This is a genomic window from Hyphococcus luteus (assembly GCF_002943565.1).
Classification (GTDB): Bacteria; Pseudomonadota; Alphaproteobacteria; order Caulobacterales; family Parvularculaceae; genus Hyphococcus; species Hyphococcus luteus.
On record NZ_PJCH01000005.1, the window covers coordinates 149,777 to 167,007 of the forward strand.

At 61.8% G+C, this 17,231-nt stretch carries 17 protein-coding genes; 5 read left to right on the forward strand and 12 right to left on the reverse strand.

The window, feature by feature from the left end:
- Nucleotides 1–2 precede the first annotated feature (2 nt).
- Entirely contained in the window at nucleotides 3–1,682 is a 1,680-nt protein-coding gene (locus CW354_RS05560; RefSeq protein ID WP_104829064.1) for an electron transfer flavoprotein-ubiquinone oxidoreductase, read from the reverse strand.
- A 132-nt stretch (nucleotides 1,683–1,814) separates the two neighbouring features.
- On the opposite strand from CW354_RS05560, the gene CW354_RS05565 reads away from it, so the two are divergent.
- The 3 genes from CW354_RS05565 (at nucleotide 1,815) to CW354_RS05575 (ending at nucleotide 5,220) form a co-directional block, all read left to right on the forward strand.
- Complete coding sequence (locus tag CW354_RS05565) at nucleotides 1,815–2,453, forward strand: lysoplasmalogenase (protein ID WP_104829065.1); 639 nt, start codon at nucleotides 1,815–1,817, stop codon at nucleotides 2,451–2,453.
- A 21-nt stretch (nucleotides 2,454–2,474) separates the two neighbouring features.
- Nucleotides 2,475–3,320: a uracil-DNA glycosylase gene (locus tag CW354_RS05570; RefSeq protein WP_104829066.1), complete on the forward strand. Its 846-nt coding sequence runs from the start codon at nucleotides 2,475–2,477 to the stop codon at nucleotides 3,318–3,320.
- A 127-nt stretch (nucleotides 3,321–3,447) separates the two neighbouring features.
- On the forward strand, nucleotides 3,448–5,220 hold the full coding sequence (locus CW354_RS05575) for a lytic transglycosylase domain-containing protein (RefSeq protein WP_104829067.1): 1,773 nt from the start codon (nucleotides 3,448–3,450) through the stop codon (nucleotides 5,218–5,220).
- Nucleotides 5,221–5,226: 6 nt separating this feature from the next.
- Here the strand turns inward: CW354_RS05575 and CW354_RS05580 are convergent, their stop codons facing one another.
- Nucleotides 5,227–5,943 (reverse strand): ZIP family metal transporter, encoded by a 717-nt coding sequence (locus CW354_RS05580; protein ID WP_104829068.1) that lies wholly within the window; start codon nucleotides 5,941–5,943, stop codon nucleotides 5,227–5,229.
- Nucleotides 5,944–6,047: 104 nt separating this feature from the next.
- Here CW354_RS05580 and CW354_RS05585 point away from each other — a divergent pair, with 104 nt between their 5' ends.
- Nucleotides 6,048–6,470, forward strand: a complete 423-nt coding sequence (locus CW354_RS05585; RefSeq protein ID WP_104829069.1) for a GFA family protein — start codon at nucleotides 6,048–6,050, stop codon at nucleotides 6,468–6,470.
- 4 nt (nucleotides 6,471–6,474) lie between these two features.
- Here CW354_RS05585 and CW354_RS05590 read toward each other — a convergent pair whose 3' ends face one another.
- The 10 genes from CW354_RS05590 to CW354_RS05635 form a co-directional block, all read right to left on the reverse strand.
- Nucleotides 6,475–7,446, reverse strand: a complete 972-nt coding sequence (locus CW354_RS05590; protein WP_104829070.1) for a type II secretion system F family protein — start codon at nucleotides 7,444–7,446, stop codon at nucleotides 6,475–6,477.
- A gap of 4 nt (nucleotides 7,447–7,450) precedes the next feature.
- A complete protein-coding gene (locus CW354_RS05595; protein ID WP_104829071.1) occupies nucleotides 7,451–8,443 on the reverse strand; it encodes a type II secretion system F family protein in 993 nt (330 codons plus the stop codon).
- A 14-nt stretch (nucleotides 8,444–8,457) separates the two neighbouring features.
- Nucleotides 8,458–9,963 (reverse strand): TadA family conjugal transfer-associated ATPase, encoded by a 1,506-nt coding sequence (locus CW354_RS05600; RefSeq protein ID WP_104829072.1) that lies wholly within the window; start codon nucleotides 9,961–9,963, stop codon nucleotides 8,458–8,460.
- 12 nt (nucleotides 9,964–9,975) lie between these two features.
- Nucleotides 9,976–11,781: a CpaE/TadZ family protein gene (locus CW354_RS05605; RefSeq protein WP_104829073.1), complete on the reverse strand. Its 1,806-nt coding sequence runs from the start codon at nucleotides 11,779–11,781 to the stop codon at nucleotides 9,976–9,978.
- Between the two features lie 41 nt (nucleotides 11,782–11,822).
- Entirely contained in the window at nucleotides 11,823–12,500 is a 678-nt protein-coding gene (locus CW354_RS05610; protein WP_165793545.1) for a CpaD family pilus assembly protein, read from the reverse strand.
- Between the two features lie 13 nt (nucleotides 12,501–12,513).
- Nucleotides 12,514–13,989, reverse strand: coding sequence for a type II and III secretion system protein family protein (locus CW354_RS05615; protein ID WP_165793546.1), 1,476 nt, complete (start codon nucleotides 13,987–13,989; stop codon nucleotides 12,514–12,516).
- A gap of 25 nt (nucleotides 13,990–14,014) precedes the next feature.
- The gene (gene cpaB / locus CW354_RS05620) at nucleotides 14,015–14,758 is read right to left on the reverse strand and encodes a Flp pilus assembly protein CpaB (protein ID WP_104829076.1); all 744 of its coding nucleotides are present in this window, start codon (nucleotides 14,756–14,758) and stop codon (nucleotides 14,015–14,017) included.
- A 90-nt stretch (nucleotides 14,759–14,848) separates the two neighbouring features.
- A complete protein-coding gene (locus CW354_RS05625; protein WP_104829077.1) occupies nucleotides 14,849–15,355 on the reverse strand; it encodes an A24 family peptidase in 507 nt (168 codons plus the stop codon).
- A 141-nt stretch (nucleotides 15,356–15,496) separates the two neighbouring features.
- Nucleotides 15,497–15,670 carry a Flp family type IVb pilin gene (locus CW354_RS05630; RefSeq protein ID WP_104829078.1) on the reverse strand — a complete coding sequence of 58 codons (174 nt, stop codon included), beginning with the start codon at nucleotides 15,668–15,670 and terminating at the stop codon, nucleotides 15,497–15,499.
- Nucleotides 15,671–15,839: 169 nt separating this feature from the next.
- Complete coding sequence (locus CW354_RS05635) at nucleotides 15,840–16,562, reverse strand: Crp/Fnr family transcriptional regulator (RefSeq protein WP_104829079.1); 723 nt, start codon at nucleotides 16,560–16,562, stop codon at nucleotides 15,840–15,842.
- Between the two features lie 161 nt (nucleotides 16,563–16,723).
- Between CW354_RS05635 and CW354_RS05640 the strand changes: the two genes are divergently transcribed.
- Nucleotides 16,724–17,212, forward strand: coding sequence for a pilus assembly protein N-terminal domain-containing protein (locus CW354_RS05640; protein WP_104829080.1), 489 nt, complete (start codon nucleotides 16,724–16,726; stop codon nucleotides 17,210–17,212).
- The last annotated feature ends 19 nt before the right edge of the window (nucleotides 17,213–17,231 follow it).

The following is a 17,231-nucleotide window of genomic DNA, read 5'->3' on the forward strand; positions in this document are numbered from 1 at the left end:
CCTTACATATTCGGATAGTTCGGGCCGCCGCCGCCTTCGGGCGTCGTCCAGACAATGTTCTGCGACGGGTCCTTGATGTCGCAGGTTTTGCAGTGAACGCAATTTTGCGCATTGATCTGAAAGCGCGGCTCCGCGCCCTCCTCGGTCACCACCTCGTAAACGCCCGCCGGACAATAACGCTGCGCCGGCTCTGCATATTCCGGCAGATTAACGCCGATCGGGATTGAAGGATCTTTAAGTTTGAGGTGGGAAGGCTGATCTTCTTCGTGATTAGTGGCGGAAAACGCCACATTGGTGAGCCGGTCGAAGGTGGTCTCGCCGTCGGGACGCGGATAGGCGATGGGTTTGTGTTTCGCCGCCGGCTCGGTCGCCGCCGCGTCCGTTTTGCCGTGCTTCATTGTCCCGAAAAAGGACAGGCCCGGCATAATCGAATTCATCCACAGTTCCATGCCGCCAAGCGCGATGGCGCCGAGGCGGGTGCCGAAAGACGACCAGAGCGGCTTCACATTGCGCGCCTTGAAAAGCTCGGCCCGGACGGGGGAATTCTCATAAGCCGCCTCATAGGCCTCGAGCGCGTCGCCCTCGCGGCCCGCAGCGACAGCGTCGAATGCAGCCTCAGCCGCCATCAGCCCCGTCAGCATGGCGTTGTGGTTGCCCTTGATGCGCGGCACGTTGACGAAACCGGCCGAGCAGCCGATCAGCGCGCCGCCCGGAAAGGCAAGCTTCGGCACTGACTGATAGCCGCCTTCGGTGATCGCCCGCGAACCGTAGGCGATGCGTTTGCCGCCTTCGAGAAGCTCCGCGATTTCCGGATGGGTCTTGAATTTCTGAAACTCCCCATACGGATAAAGATAGGGATTCTTGTAGTTGAGGTGCACGACAAAGCCGAGGGCGACGGTGTTGTCGCTGTAATGATAAAGGAACGAGCCGCCGCCAACATCGTCTTTCAACGGCCAGCCGAAGGTGTGCTGCACATGGCCGGGGCGCGATTTTTCCGGGGCGATCTCCCAGAGTTCTTTGAGGCCTATGCCGAATTTCTGCGGCTCGCTGTTTTCGTCGAGATTGTATTTCGCGATCAGCTGTTTTGCGAGCGAGCCGCGCACGCCTTCGGCGATCAGCACATATTTGCCGACCAGCTCCATGCCGGGCTCATAGGAGTCCTTTTTCTCGCCGTCCTTGCCGATTCCCATTTCGCCGACGACGACGCCGCGCAAGGACCCGTCCTCGCGGTAAAGCGCCTGCGACGCCGCCATGCCGGGATAAATCTCGACGCCGAGCCCCTCGGCCTGTTCGGCGAGCCAGCGGCAGACATTGCCCATGGAGACGATGTAGCAGCCATGATTCTTAACCATGCCCGGCATGCCCCAGACGGGCAGCGAGACCGAACCGCTCGAGCCGAGCACCTTGAAGCTTTCAGACGCGACGGGCGTGTCGACGGGCGCGCCCGGCATGTCGCGCCAGCCGGGAAGAAGCGCGTCGAGCCCCGACGGATCGAGCACCGCGCCGGAAAGAATATGGGCGCCCACTTCCGAGCCCTTTTCGACCACCACGACATTGATGTCGCCGCCCGTCTCGCTCGCGCGCTGTTTCAGCCGGATCGCCGCCGAGAGCCCGGCCGGCCCGGCGCCAACGATCACGACATCGAATTCCATGGATTCCCGTTCGGGCGCTTCATCGGTCATTTTTTCGTCTTCTCTTTCGCCTGCAGTCCCTGGTGGCTCCCGTTTCTGGCAAAAATCACCGGGAAAAGCCATGATCGGCGTTATTGTTTTGCACATGACGCAGCGGCGCCCGCCAGAAGGAAAGCAAACGCCATGACGCCAACGGTCTTTATTGCGCTTTGCGCGCTCTCTCTCGCCCTCCTCCTGTTGGGCGAATATCAAGACAATCGCGCCCTGAAATGGGCCGCCAAACCAGCCGCGTCGTTGTTTTTCGTCCTCGCCGCCATCAGCGCCGGCGCGTTCGAGAGCGCCTATGGCCTGTGGGTGCTGGCGGCGCTGATCCTGTGCATGGCCGGGGACGTGCTGCTCATCCCCGCTGGGGAAAAAACCTTTCTCGCCGGCATGGGCGCATTCGGCGCAGGCCACGCCGCCTATATCGGCGCGTTTTTAAGCGGCGGCGCAGCGCTGACGCCGCTCTTCCTCGCCGGCGCCGCGGGGATGAGCGTTTTCGCCATTCTCTCGCTGCGCTGGCTGTGGCCGCATCTCGGGACGTTTCGCGGGCCCGTCGCCGCCTATACGGCGATCATCGCGGTCATGGTCGCGACAAGCATTCTGGCGAGCCCGCCCGGCGGCGGCGCGCCGAGCGCGCTCGTCATCGCCGGCGCCGCTGGCTTTGCGGTCTCCGACCTCGCGGTCGCCCGGGACCAGTTCGTCGCATCCGGCTTCGTCAACCGGATCTGGGGCCTGCCGCTTTATTACGGCGCGCAATTGCTGCTCGCGTCTTCCGTTTAGAACCTGCTAGACTGCGCAAATATGTCCGAAGTCTCTGAAATGGATGCAGCCAGAGCGTTGCTGCGCTGGCATCTCGAAATGGGCGTCGACGAAACGGTCGCGCCCGCGCCCGCCGATTTCTATGCGTGGCAAGCGCCTCAGACGGGCGGCCAAAGCGCCAACGCGCCCGCCCGGCGCGGCGCGGCCCCGCGTCTTGATGCGGTGAAGGCCGAGGCGCAGGCCGTCCCCGCCGCGCCGGCGGCCCCGGAGACGGTTTCCACCGATGAGGCGATCCGCGCCGCCGAGACAGCCGCCGCAGCCTGCGACAGTTTCGAAGCCCTGGACGCCGCGGTCAAAGCCTTCGAGGGCTGCCCCTTAAAGGCCGGGGCCAAGAACACGGTCTTCACCGACGGGGTCCCGGGATCGGACCTGCTTGTCATCGGCGAGGCCCCGGGCCGCGACGAGGACCGGCTCGGAAAGCCTTTCGTCGGCCGGGCGGGCCAGCTGCTCGACCGGATGCTCGCCGCCATCGGCCGGGCCCGGACCGAGAACGTCTTGATTTCAAATGTGATTTTCTGGCGCCCCCCGGCCAACCGGACGCCGACGGCGCTCGAAACCGCAGTCTGCCGGCCTTTCGTGGACCGGCTGATCGAGCTCACGGGGCCCAAAGCGGTTCTGATCGCCGGCGGCGCGCCCTTGCAGGCGCTTCTGGGCGTCACCGGCATCATGCGCGCAAGGGGCGTCTGGCGGGAGATCGAAACGGCCTCCGGGGCGCGTTTCCCGGCCCTGCCGACCTATCACCCGGCCTTTCTCCTGCGCCAGCCGGCGGGCAAGCGCCTCGCCTGGGCCGATCTTCAGTCCCTCGACCAGAAGTTAAAGGGGCGTTAACCGACATTACGATATTCTTAGGTGTAAAGTTCGGGGCGTTGGGATCATTTCCCATTTTTAAGACTTTCGCGGCGACAATCGCCGCTGAGGAGCCCGTGCGCAAAAGCGCGGGGAAAGGGTGCGAGTGATGAGGGCAGTGCGCTGGATTGCGGGGATCGCGTTCTTGGCGGCGATGGGCGCGCCGGTTCAGGCGGCGACGCCGGAAGCCGTTCTCGACGAGCCGCCGGCCGCCGCGCCCGAAACCGCCGAACCGGTCCTGCGCGTCTTAAGCGCCGCCGACGCCGAGCTCTACAAGGAAATTTTCGCGCTGCAGGAAGACGGCCGCTGGAGCGAGGCCGACAAGAAGATCGCAGCTGTCGAGAACGACATCCTCATGGGCTATGTCCAGTATCAGCGCTATATGCACCCCACCGCCTATCGCTCGAAATTCAGCGAGCTGAAGCGCTGGATGGCCTATTACGCCGATCTTCCGGAGGCGGATAAAATCTATTCTCTCGCCCGCCGGCGCCAGCCCCGGGACCAGTCCGCCCCGGTGCGCCCGATCTCGCGCAAATGGCGTTCGGAACCCGGCAAGGAGCTTCATCCCGATCTCGTCGCCGATTATGAAAAGACCGGCGAAGCGCGCACCCGCCGCATCGAAGGCCGCGTACGCTATCTCGCCAATCGCGAGCGCGCGCTGGTCGCCCAGCGCGAAATCGACAATCACTTAAGACGCGGAACCATCACGACGCGCCAATATGACCGCATGCGCTCCTGGATCGCCGCGAGCCTTTATTACCAGGGCTATGTGGATGCGGCGCAGGAGATCGCGGAAAGCGCCGCGGACCGCAATGGCGAGACCGCCGTGCTCGCTTACTGGATCGCCGGGCTGATCGAATTCCGCAAAGGCGATATCGCCGGCGCCCATGATCATTTCAGCGCCATGGCGGCGGTACCTTATCAGGAAGATTCATTGCGCGCCGGCGCCGGCTTCTGGGCCGCGCGCACGGCGCTCGCCGCCGGGGCGCCCGCCGACGTGACGCCCAATCTCGAAATCGCCGCGCGCTATCCTTTCACCTTTTACGGCCAGCTCTCCCTCGCCCAGCTTGGCCGCGCCTATGATTTCAACTGGGCGCCGCCGGAACTGACGCAGGAGGATTTCGACAAGCTGACGCAAGAACAGCCGCGCATCCTGCGCGCCATCGCGCTCGCCGAAGCCGGCCGCACAAGCGACGCGGATATCGAGCTGCGCTGGGCGAACGGCGCGGTTGAGGAAGAACTGACCAAACCGCTTCTCGCCATCGCTTTCGCGCTGGACCTGCCCGCCGCGCAAATCGACATCGCGCTTTCGGACGACAATCCCGCGCTTCACGCCGGCCTCTTCCCGATTCCGCACTACACGCCGGAAAACGGCTTTCGGGTAGACCGCGCCCTGCTCTACGCGCTGATGCGCCAGGAATCGAAATTCAAGACCGACGCCACAAGCCGAGTCGGCGCCCGCGGGCTCATGCAATTAATGCCGCGCACGGCGAGCTACATCGCCGGCGACCGCTCCTTGCGGTACCGCTCGGGCCGCGAACGGCTTTACGATCCCTCCTACAATATGGAGCTCGGCCAGACTTATGTGGATCATCTGATGACCCGCTCGGTCGACGGCGATCTTTTCAATCTCGCCGCCGCCTATAATGGCGGGCCCGGCAATCTGCGGCGCTGGCAGCGCGCCGTCGAAGTCGAAGATCCCCTGCTTTTCATCGAGAGCATCCCGAACCGCGAAAGCCGCGATTTCGTCGAGAAGGTGCTGACCAATTTCTGGGTCTATCGCGCGCGCCTCGGCCAGCCCGCCCCGTCGCGCGACAAGGTCGCCGCCGGCGAGCTGCCGCTTTACGAAGCCCTCGACCGGATCGCCGGACAAGGCGACTGAGACAGCTCAGCCGGCCACATAAAGATGGCCGGCCATGCCGACCATGAAGCCGAGGACGGCGCCCATGGAAGGATACCAGCTGCGCTCCAGCTTCGCCTGCGGCGCCACGTCCCGGAAAACCAGAAACACGATGCCGCCGGCGCAAAAGGTCATGATCGTTCCGAGCAGCACATGGTCCGGCGTGAAAACGAGATAGCCTAAAAACCCCCAGCCGATCCCGCTCAGCGCGGCCAGGGAAATCACCGCCAAAGCATGCCGGCCGACGCCTTTGCGATGGGCCTTGTGCTTGATTTCGCGATAGGCGTTGAACGCTTCCGGAATGTTCTGCGCCGCGATGATCAGCGTCAGGAATAGCGCTTCCTTGTAGCTCTTGGAGATGACGGCGCCGACGACGATCGCTTCAGGGACGAAGTCGAGCAGCATGGCGAGAAGCTGCGACATGGGCGTGCCGCGAGTGGTGAAGTAACGGTCGCAGGCCATGAAGACGACGGCGCCCGCCGTAAAGCTCGATAAGGACGCCCAGGCCGGCTGCAGCTCCATGCCCTTGGGCGCAAGCACAAGCGCGACCGCCGCCAGAAGCGCGCCGCCGCCGAAAGCGATGACGCCGTGGCGCCATTCGGAGCGCATCCACGCCGGATGGACCCGCTCCCAATGGCCCAGCGCGCCGCCGGCGATCGCCGAAAAAGCCGCGATCAAAAGCAGGATGAAAAGATTGAGGACCATTGGTCTCGAACGGGCGCCCTTTGCGGTCTGGGACGGACAGGCGTAAAGTCGATAGGACTCATACCAACAAAAACGCTATTTGATAGTTCGCGAACGGAAACCTCATGGCGACGGAAAAAACCATCAACGCCGAAGGCGGCTGTCTGTGCGGGGCCATCCGCTATCGCGTCTCCGGCGCGATAACCGAAAGCGCTTATTGCCATTGCCGGACCTGCCAGCGCCAGTCCGGCGCGCCGGCCGTCGCCTGGTTCGCGCTCGCCCCGTCGGGCTTTTCCTATCTGAAAGGAGAACCCGGCGTCTATCGCGCATCGGATCGCGCGCGCCGCGAATTCTGCTCGACTTGCGGAAGCTATCTTGTTTTCCGGGAAGACGATCCGGAGGAGACGCTGAGCGTCAACACGGCGACGCTGGACGATCCCGCCCTCGCCCCGCCCGAATTCCACATTTATTGCGAAAGCCGCATCGGCTGGTTCGACACCGCCGATGACCTGCCGAGATTTGCGCGGGGGCCGGCGTCCACGGCCTGACCCGTCACTCCAGGCCCATCACGCCCATGATCGCCGGTCCGAGAATGACGGCGAACAAGACCGGCAGGAAGAAGCCGATCATCGGCACGGTGAGCTTCGGCGGCAGCGCCGCGGCCTTCTTTTCCGCTTCCTGCATGCGCAAGTCCCGGCTTTCCTTGGCCATGACGCGAAGCGACTGGCCCAAGGGCGTGCCGTATTTTTCCGATTGAACGAGCGCGGTGACGACGCCCTTCACCGCGTCGAGGCCGGTGCGCTCGGCGAGATTGATGTAAGCCTGTTTGCGTTCCTGCAAATAGGAAAGCTCGGCCGTGGTGAGCCCGAGCTCCTCGGCGAGTTCGGGACAGTTCGGCCCGACTTCGTCGCCGACTTTCTGGAACGCGGCCTCGATGGACATGCCCGATTCAACGCAGATGAGGAGCAGGTCGAGCGCGTCCGGCCAGGCTTCCTGGATCTTCTGCTGGCGCTTCGAGACAGCGTTGGAGATATAGATGTTCGGCAGGTAGAAACCGGCGAAGAAACCGGCCAGGGTGGCGAGCAGGCGGCCGAAACTGTCGAGCTCGAAACCGCCGAGCAGATAGACGTAAACGCCGACAATGATCGCCACCACGAAAGGCAGGCCGAGACGCGCCGCCATGAAGGTGAACACCGGCCCCTGGCCGCGATGGCCGGCCATCATCAATTTCTTGCGCGCCGAATCCGCATCGAACACTTCAAGCAGCTTGAGGCTTTCCACGACCTCCTTGATCGCCCCTTGCGGGCTCGTGTTGCGAAGACCCTTGGTCTTTTTCGCCAGCGCTTCGCGCTGCTGTTTTCTAAGGCTGTCGCGATAGTTGCCGACGGATTTCATCCGCTCTTTAAGCTTGTCCTTGACGAGCAGCGGCTCGAGCACGGTGTAAAGCGTCGCGATCGCGGCCAACGAAACCAGCGCGGCGATCTGGAAAGAACGGTCGGTCAGCGCGTTGATGATCCCTTCCATGAGGCTACACCTTAATCTGGGTCATTTTTTTCATCACGAAGATGCCCGTCCCCATCCAGAGCCCCGCTCCGATCAGGATGAAGTTGCCGACTTTCGTCGCAAACAAGGGAGCCAGGTAATCCGGCGATGAAAGGTGGACGGCGCCGGCCACCAGAAAGGGCAGCGAGCCGATGATCCAGGCGGACGCCTTTGCTTCCGAGGACAGCGCCTTGATCTTGCCCTGCATCAGCTTGCGCGAGCGCAGGACGGTTGCAAGGTTGCCGAGCGCTTCGGCGAGGTTGCCGCCGGTCTTCTGCTGGATCATCAGGACAATGCCGAAGAAGTTCACTTCCTGCAGCGGCATGCGTTCATACATGCGCTCCAGAGCCTGCTCCATGGAAAGGCCGACGCGGATGCCTTCGACCAGCATGTGAAACTCGTCGCAGATGGGACGCGGCGCCTCGCGCGCGATGATTTTCAGACACTCGTTGACCGGAAGGCCGGATTTCACGCCGCGAACGATGACGTCGATGGCGTTGGAAAATTCATCGACGAATTTTTTCTGACGGCGGGCCCTCAGGAAATTCAGGACCCAGCGCGGGAAACCGAAACCGCCGATCAAAAGCAAAAGCCCGCTGACCCAGGGCTTCTGGCCTGAAATAACGCCGATCAGCCCGAAAAAAACCGCCATGACGACGCTGGCGATGTAGAAATGCTTGCGCTTGATCGGCAGGCCCGCCTGTTCGAGCATCTGCTCCATCGACAGGCGGCGCTTCTTTTTGAGATTTTTCGTCTTGTCATCAAGCGCGGCCAGCGATTCAGCGAGCTTTTTGCGGCGCTCCTTGCTCTGCGCTTCCGCATTGGGGCCGTTGGCGCGTTTCACGGCTTTCGCCGCATTCATTTCCTCGACGCGTCTTTTCGTCTTGTCTTTCTGGTTCGGCGCCAGCAGGACGAAAGCGAGCGCGCCGAAACAGACGAGCCCGAGAACCAGAACGATGAGGATCTGCTGCTGATCCATGGGTTCTCTTCTCCTTAATCCGCGGCGGCGTCGAGCGCGCCGGCAAGCTCGGCTTCCTTGCCGTAATAGCGGGCGCGGTCCCAGAAAGCCGGGCGGGCGATGCCGGTGGATTTATGCTTGCCGACGATCTTGCCGTCCGCATCCTCGCCGTCCATGTCGTAGATGAAGAGATCCTGTGTGATGATGGTGTCGCCTTCGGTGCCGAGCACTTCCGTCACATGGGTGATGCGGCGCGAACCGTCGCGCAGACGCGCGGCCTGAACGATGACGTCGATCGAGCCGACGATCATTTCCTTGATGGTTTTCGAGGGCAGGTTGTAGCCGCCCATGGTGATCATGGATTCCACACGCTGCAGAGCCTCGCGCGGGGAGTTGGCGTGGAGCGTGCCCATGGAGCCGTCGTGGCCGGTGTTCATGGCCTGAAGCAAGTCGAACGCTTCGGGCCCGCGAACCTCGCCGACGATGATCCGTTCCGGGCGCATACGCAGACAGTTTTTAACAAGGTCGCGCATGGTCACTTCGCCCTGGCCTTCAAGGTTCGGGGGGCGGGTTTCGAGACGCACCACGTGAGGCTGCTGCAGTTGAAGCTCCGCCGCGTCCTCGCAGGTGATGACGCGCTCGTCATGTTCGATAAAGCCGGTGAGACAGTTCAACAGCGTCGTTTTACCGGAGCCCGTGCCGCCGGAGATCAGCGTGTTGATGCGGCAATGGCCGATGATTTCGAGCACCTTCGCCCCTTCCGGCGAAATCGAGCCGAAATTGACGAGATCCTGAATCCTCAGCTTGTCTTTTTTAAACTTACGAATGGTGAGCGCGGCGCCGTCGATCGAAAGCGGCGGCGCAATGACGTTCACGCGAGACCCGTCCGGCAGGCGCGCGTCGCAGATCGGGCTCGATTCGTCGACGCGACGGCCGACCTGGGAGACGATGCGCTGACAGATGTTCATCAGCTGCGCATTGTCGCGGAAGCGCACATTGGTGAGTTGGATCTTGCCGCCGACTTCGATGAAGACGTGGCTGGAGCCGTTGACCATGATGTCGGCGATATCGTCGCGAGCCAGCAGCGGCTCCAGCGGGCCATAACCGAGGACGTCGTTGCAGATGTCCTGAAGCAGCGATTCCTGCTCGGCGATCGACATCTGGACGTTCTTGATCGAAATGATCTCGTTGACGATGTCGCGGATTTCCTCCGCCGCCGCTTCGGTGTCGAGCTGCGCAAGCTGCGACAGGTCGATCGTGTCGATCAGCGCATTGAAAATCGTCGTTTTTGTCTGAAAATATTCGTCGGACCGGCCGCCGATCTCGACGGTTTCCGGCTCCTTGGCCTCCGGTTGCGTCACGCGCGGCGGGGCCGGCGGCGGCGATTTCGGCTTCGCCTCCGGTTTCGGCGCGGGCTTCGCCGCGGCCGGTTTTTGCGGCGCGGGCTTCGCGCCCTGCTGCGGGCGCTGGGCCGGTTTTTTGGCGGCAGGCTTCGCCGCCGGCGCCGCCGGCTCAACCGGACTGGTTCTGCGTCCGAACATCGTCACCCCTACTTACCCCTTTTTCTTGAACAAACCGGCCAGGCTGAATTTCGGACGCGCAATATTGGGTTCGTTGCGGCCGAGAAGATGACCCGACATTTCGCGGATCGCCTGGGCGGCCTTGGACTTGGCGCCGACTTCCATGAGCGGCGCCGCATTGGTCGCCGCGGCGCCGAAGAGCTGCGGATCCCAATTGATGACCTGGGCCGGCGTGATGCCCACATGCTCGGCGAATTGATCCGCCTGCACCGCCGACATTTTCGGGTCGAACTGGTTGATGATCAGCGTCGGCGACGAGTCGTTCGGGCGCGCCGCGCCGAGAATGTCAATCAGGTTCTTCGTGTTGCGGAAGGAGGCGAGGTCGGGCGTCGCCGTGATGACGATTTCATCCGCCGTCATCAGGATGCGCTTGGACCAGGACGTCCAGACATGGGGTACGTCGACGACAATGGTCGGCGCCGTGCCTCGCACCACGTCAAGGACCGTTTCGAACGCCTGATCGTCGAGGTCGAAATCGCGGTCGAGCATTGACGGCGCCGTGAAAAGGCTCAGCCGGTCCGTATGCTTTTGCAGCAAGCGGTCGAGCAACACGTCGTCCAGACGCTCGGGCGAATTCAGCGCTTCGACGAGGCCGGCCGACGCCTCTTCGTCGAAATCAAGGCTCGCCGTGCCGAACGGCAGGTCGAGGTCGAGAATGATCGTGTCGCTCCTGTATTCCTCGGCCGCGCACCAGCCCACATTGTGCGCGATGGTCGAAGACCCGACGCCGCCGCGGGCGCCGACGAAAGCCATGGTCTTGCCGATCGGCGGCGCCGACGGGTCGACATAAAGGTCGGCGATTGTCTTGATGATCTGCAGGGGCGATTGCGGGCGAACGATATATTCGCTGACGCCCTGACGGATCAGCTCGCGGTAAAGAATGATGTCGTTGACCGCGCCGATGATGATCACCTTGGTCGAAGGATCGCACACTTCCGCCAGCTCGCCCAGCTTGGTGAAAATCTCCGAGCCGCCCACCATGGTTTCGAGAATGATGAGGTTCGGGGTCGACGCCGTCTGGAAATGATCGACGGCCTTGGCGACGCCGCCCATGTGAATGGTGAGATGCGCCTTTGCGAGACGGCGGTCCACGGACGCTTTTTCCAGAAGCTGCGTCACTTGCGGCGTTTCGCAGAACGCGTGGATTGAAATCCGCGGCACCGGACGGTGGTCGACTTCTTCGTCGCTGATTTCCGTAACGCCTTCGCCGTAGCCTTGCGTGTCGGGCACGTTGGCGGCGCCGGCGGCGGCCGAAGCGGTCACAAGCGCGCCCTGCGTCGCGGCCTCCTGTTCGTAGCCGTCATCTTCATAGACTTCGCCGCCGTCATCTTCCGCCGCCGCGGCTTCAGCCGCTTCGAAGACATCTTCGATCACATGACCGCCCTCGTCCGCAGCCGGCGCGGCGCCGAGTTCGTCGATGTCGTCTTCAAAAGCCGCTTCGAGATCGGCTTCTATCGCCTCTCCCCCGGCGAACCCTTCATCGGAGAAAGCCTCGTCGCTGAAATCCTCTTCGGCGAAAGCGTCTTCGCCGAAATCTTCCTCGCTGAAATCCTCTTCGCCGAGCGCGGCAAGTTCTTCGTCGGAAAGCTCTTCGTCGAGCCACGATTCGTCGCTGCCGAACGCGTCTTCGAGGCTTTCTTCAAAAGCCGGCTCCGCCTCGTCTGACTTCGCGGGCGCGCCGCCGCCAGGGCCGCCGTCGGCGCCCAGGCTGGCCGCGCCTTCGGCGACGCCCTCTTCATCCTCTGCCGGCTGATAAGTATTTTCAGCAGCGTTTTTCATCGTTATCTCCCTCAAGCATTCCCGGTCTCCGGGCGCTCTCGTTAGTTCGACGAGGCGGAAGCCTCGATATCCCCAACTTTAGATTCGGTCGCAGCACCCTCGCGATAAAGCTCGATCGCACGCACCGTAAACTCGCCGTCGCGCGGCGCCGTTTCGGTCGGCGCGATGAGGTCGTGCGGGTCGGCGACCATCGCCGCCAGGTTGTTCTGGGTCGCGCAGCCCATATTCGGCGATCTCAAATTGCGGTATTGGCGGCTGCGCGTGCCGGCCCACACGCCGCAGGGGCTGGGCGAGGCAACGTAACGCGTGAAAGAAAGGATGACCTCATTCGCCGCATTGCCGGTGCGATAGGTCGCGCCATGAATCGCCGACCACGGAATGCCCGCCTCATTCAAGGTCCGGCGAATGTCGGCGGAAGCCTCATGTCCGTCAAGGTCATTGCCCGCGCCTGAAGGACCGGTCACAGTCAGCGGCCCATGCCCGTTGTTCAGATAAGAGTTCGCGAACGCGCGCAGCCGCGCCTTGTCGACGGTGGAAAGGTCCGTCGTTGTTTCGTCCGTGTTGATCGTCAGCGTGACGACCTGGCTGTCGACGGCGATCGGATGCGTTTCCTCGACAGTCGCCGCATGTTCCGGCCCGTTGAACGGTCCGCTGGCACAGCCGGCGGCCGCGAGCGACAGAGCGGAAAGAAGCGCGAGTTTCAGTTTTGACGTGATCATGACTTGCTTCCCATTAATCCAGAATGAAACCCATCGGGCCTTGCAGCGAGGCTTCGTTGACGCCTGCGCCGGCGAGACCGTAGGTCGCGACCATTTTTCCGAACAGAATCGCTTCCGCATCGCTCGACGGCGTAAACCCTTCCGCGGGATCCGCCAGTTTGGATTCATGCGTCGAATTGACGAGATAGGGCGTCACGACGATGACGAGCTCGGTTTCGTTATTGGTGTAATTGCGGCTGCGGAAAAGCTGGCCGAGAACCGGCACGTCCTTGACGCCCGGAATGCCTTCGATCGTCTGGCGCATGTCTTCCTGCAGCAGGCCCGCCATGACGAGGCTGCCGCCGGAGGGCAGTTCGACAACGGTGTTGGCGCGGCGCACGGACAGGCCGGGGATCGAAAGCCCCGCTGTCGTGGTCAGATTGCCGTTGTCGTCAACCGTCGTCGCGCCCGGCACGAAAAACGCATTCTCCGTGGTGATCTCCGAGACTTCGGTTGAGATTTTGAGATTGATGCGGCCTTTCGAGAGCACCAGCGGTGTGAAGCCGAGGCCCACGCCGAATTCCTTGAACTCGATCGTGATGACGCCGTCATCCTGGCCGACCGGCACGGGGAATTCCCCGCCCGCGAGGAACCGGGCGCTCTCACCCGACACCGCCGTCAGATTCGGCTCGGCGAGCACGCGAATGAGGCCGTTCGATTCAAACGCCTGGAACGAGGCGTTGAGATTTTGCAGCGTCCCGCCGGCATTCGGGCGCGAGCCGGTGAGGCCAAGGCCGCCATTGGTCGAGATCGCGTTTTGCGCGGCGAATGTAAAGGCCGAGTTCGAGATCGGAACCGATCCGCTGACCGAAACGCCAAGCTGTTTCAGGAGTTGGCGCTGCATCTCGACGATGCGGACCTTCAACATCACCTGTTCGGGATCGCGAACCGTGAGCAGGTTGATGACTTTTTCCGGATCATCGATGAAACGCCCGGCGAGATCGGATGCGTTCGCCGCTTCCGACGCCGACTGCACGACGCCTTTGAGAACGATATTATCGTTGACCGCTTCAACCTCAATGCGCGTGTCGGGCATGACCCGGTCGAACAGCGATTTCAGCGCATCGGTGTCGCGCTCGACGACGATTTCAAGATTGAGAATCTGGCGCCCGCGTGAATCGAAAAAGAACGCGTTGGTCTGGCCGGTGGCGAGGCCAAGCAGATAGACTCGGCGCGGAGAACGCACCACCGCGTCGACAACAGAAGGCGACGACACCAGCACGTCGGCGGCGGCCTGCGGAAGCTCGACGATCGCCGCCTTGTCCAATGGCAACACGATGCTTTTCGAAACCGCGCTCTCTCCGCCGGAATCGATCCGCACAGGCTGCGAGCCGCGCTGGGCGGCGGCGGGCATGGCGAGGCCGATCGCCGCGACGCCCGCCAGCATGGCGAACAGCGGTTTTGCGAAGCGGATACTCGCGGCGTTCGCGGTTTTGGGAAGGACTGTCATTTCAACCCCCTGGTCAAACTCTTTATTACGAACGCCCATAACGGATCACACTTATATTGGAGGAACGACGCTCCGTCGTTTCAATCTCGTTTTCCGGCTTGAAAATGCTGCGCAGAACAAGGCTGAGATTGCCGCTGTCGCGCGAGGATGTGAAAGTCTGCGCATCGGACGGCGCAAGTTCGAGCGTCACATTCGTGCCGCCCACATGGGCCTGTTCCGTGTTTTCAGAAAACAGCGTGTCGACGGCGAGAACGCGCACATCCTCGAACATCGTGCGCGCCTGTCCGCCGCCGCCGCGACCCGCCGTAAACAGAACATCAACCCTGTCGCCCGGCAGAATGAAGCCGCCCGAAGACGTTTCCGGCGAAACCCGCAACGTCACCGCGCGCATGCCCGGCGCCAGGATCGCCGCCATCAGGCCGGACGATCCGGCGCGAATGACCTTTGCGTTGACGATCGGCTCGCCGGTCACGATCAGCGAACGGGCCACTGCGCTCTCGAGCTTCTCGCGCGCTTCGGAATTTTCATCGGTGATGAAAGTCGGCTGCACGGCTTTTTTCGGCCACGCCACCCAGTTCGTGTCTTCAAGCGTCAAACGCTCCCCACGCTGAATATCCCGCGTGGAGATCAACACACGAACGGTCTCTTCCTTAACGGGCTCGACAATCTGAACAGGCGCAACGTCCTTGTCCTGTCCGAGCATTAAGAAAAATGCGGCCGCGCCCGCGACCAGCGCCACGCCTAGAATTGCAATACGACTAACGTTCATTTCGACCCTGCCTGACTGTTACGCTACTCACACAGAACGCCTTGATGTTATGGTGAGACAAACTCCTCAAAACTCTGTTAACTGATCCTGTTAACCGCCAATGACCAATTGGAAGTATGGCGTTTGCGAAAAGCTAAGAAGTGCGCCCGCCGCAATCGCCACCGCGTAGGGCAAATCCTTTTTTCGTTCATGCAGCCGGATCAACCATGGCGCATGCGCGTAAACAGGCAGAACGGGTAGCTTCCGGAAGAACCCCATCACCATGGCGAGAACAAGACCCGCGACCGCCGTGTTGAAGAGAAAGACGCCGAGGCTGACGAGACCGAGCCAGGGCGCCGTCGCCGCCAGCAGTTTGGCGTCGCCGCCGCCGACGATCTTTGCGGCGAACAGGCAGAAGCCGAGCGCCAGCGCGGCCGCGCCGATGAGCATGCCCTCGATCATCACATGCGGCGCCGCGCCCACGGCGACACCCGCAAGCGGATAAGCGCAGACAAGCAAGATCGAAATCCAGTTCGGGATCTTGAATTCGTAGATGTCGTTCGCGGCGGCGATCAACAGGGCCGCGGGAAAAACCGATAAAAGCAAATATGCGATCACGCCTTATCTCCAGGCCAATTCCCGAGCAAGATAGGCGGCGCCGTCTTAATGTTCCGTTAGACATAAAGAAAAAAGGAGACCGAAAGGTCTCCTTTTTTCAAAGCTTAACGCTTCAGCGGCCAAGTGCGCCGCAAAGCGAAATTAGCTAGCAGCGTCCAGTTCGGTATTGATATTGTCGAACGTATCGGACAGCGTGCCGCCGACTGCGCGAATCGCAGCGATGATGGCGACCGCGATAAGCGCCGCGATAAGGCCGTATTCGATGGCCGTCGCGCCGGATTCATCTTCCTTGAAACGATTGATAAGAGCTTTCATGTGTCGACTCCTGCTTACTCTTCACTTGCACCGCTGAAGAAGTTTCCCCCTTCAGATGCGCTCATATTGATGCCGAGATGTAAAGAAAAAATGAATTTTGCAACAAGTAATGTCTGTATACAGATTATGGTTAAATCCAATTAACCACAGCCGGAAAGCCGCGCATTTGCTAGCGCGCAAGCTGATTGAGCCGCGACATATCGTTTATGATAAGCCCCGGATAATCGCGTTGGGCCACGCCTTCCTGGATGAGCGCGGCGACGGCGGCGGCGGCCTCGGCCTCGTCTGCGCCGGCCCGATCGGCGAGCTCCCGGTGTTTCGGCATTTTTTCGATCCGCCATAAACCGCTTAAAGGATCGCGCGCGATGCATTCGAGCAGCGCGGCGTAAATGCGCTGTTCCGGGGCCGTTTGCGGCGTCACCGCCTGGAACCGCAACCCGACCAAAGTTTGCGAAAGATAAATGGCGACATTGCGCATGAGAGACGGCCGTCCGGCGGCGAGCGATTTGAATTCCGCAGCATCAATAGCGACGAGATCGCAGTCGCTGTCGGCGGTCACCGCGATCTGCTGAAACAGGTCGGCCTTGGCGTCCGCGAGAGCGATTTCCAGCCCGAAAACGTCGTTTTCGCCGACACTCTCGATCATCATCGCGCCTGTTTCGCCATCGGCCACGGAAACGCGCAAGGCGCCGGAAAGCACCACCAGAAACTCAGCCCCTTCATATTGGCCGAGCGAGAAAACGGTCTGACCCTCGCTGTATGACCGGCGCTCGCCATGTTCGCACAACAGCGAAAGAACCGCTTCGGGAAGATCCTGAAAGGGAGGTATCTTTGCGATCGTTTCGACAAGGCCATCGGCCGCCGAAACGGTTTCAACTTGGACTGCTGTCATGACTTACTCCGCCGGTGCGGCAGAGCTAGCATCAGCGATTTAAGGTACGGTAAAATTCGTCCCGTAAAACGCTCGCTCCGGCGCCATGCAATAGGCGGCATGCCGGGCATCGCCTTAAGTTTTCCTTGACTCCTCGCCGCTAGGGTAAAGGCAATCTATTCATGAAGGATGATCCCATGCGCAGGATTTTCACCGCCGTCGTCTCATTCGCCGCCATGGCCCCTGTGATGAGTCAGACCGCCGCCGCCGAACAGCTGTGGCTGACCATGGATCAGGTGCGTCCATTCCAACTTGAAAACCCGGCGCAATCCATCGTCGTCGGCAACCCGGCGATCGCCGACGTCACCATCCAGGACAACAGCAATATTTTGCTGTTCGGCAAGGCGCCAGGTCTCACCAACATTTACATCTTCGATGAAGATGGCGAACCAGCGAAAAACCTTGTTATCCGCGTGCGCACGCCCAGCTCCGACATGCTGACGGTGCATCGCGGCGCGGCGCGCACTACCTATAACTGCACGACCAATTGCGAAGCCACCGTGACCGTCGGCGACGATCCGAGCGCGTTCAACGGCGTTTCGGGCCAGGTCACCGCGAAATACGGCCAGGCCTCGAGCATGGGCTCCAACGCTGGCGGCGGCGAAAACTAAGCCCGTCTCCATGCGCCGA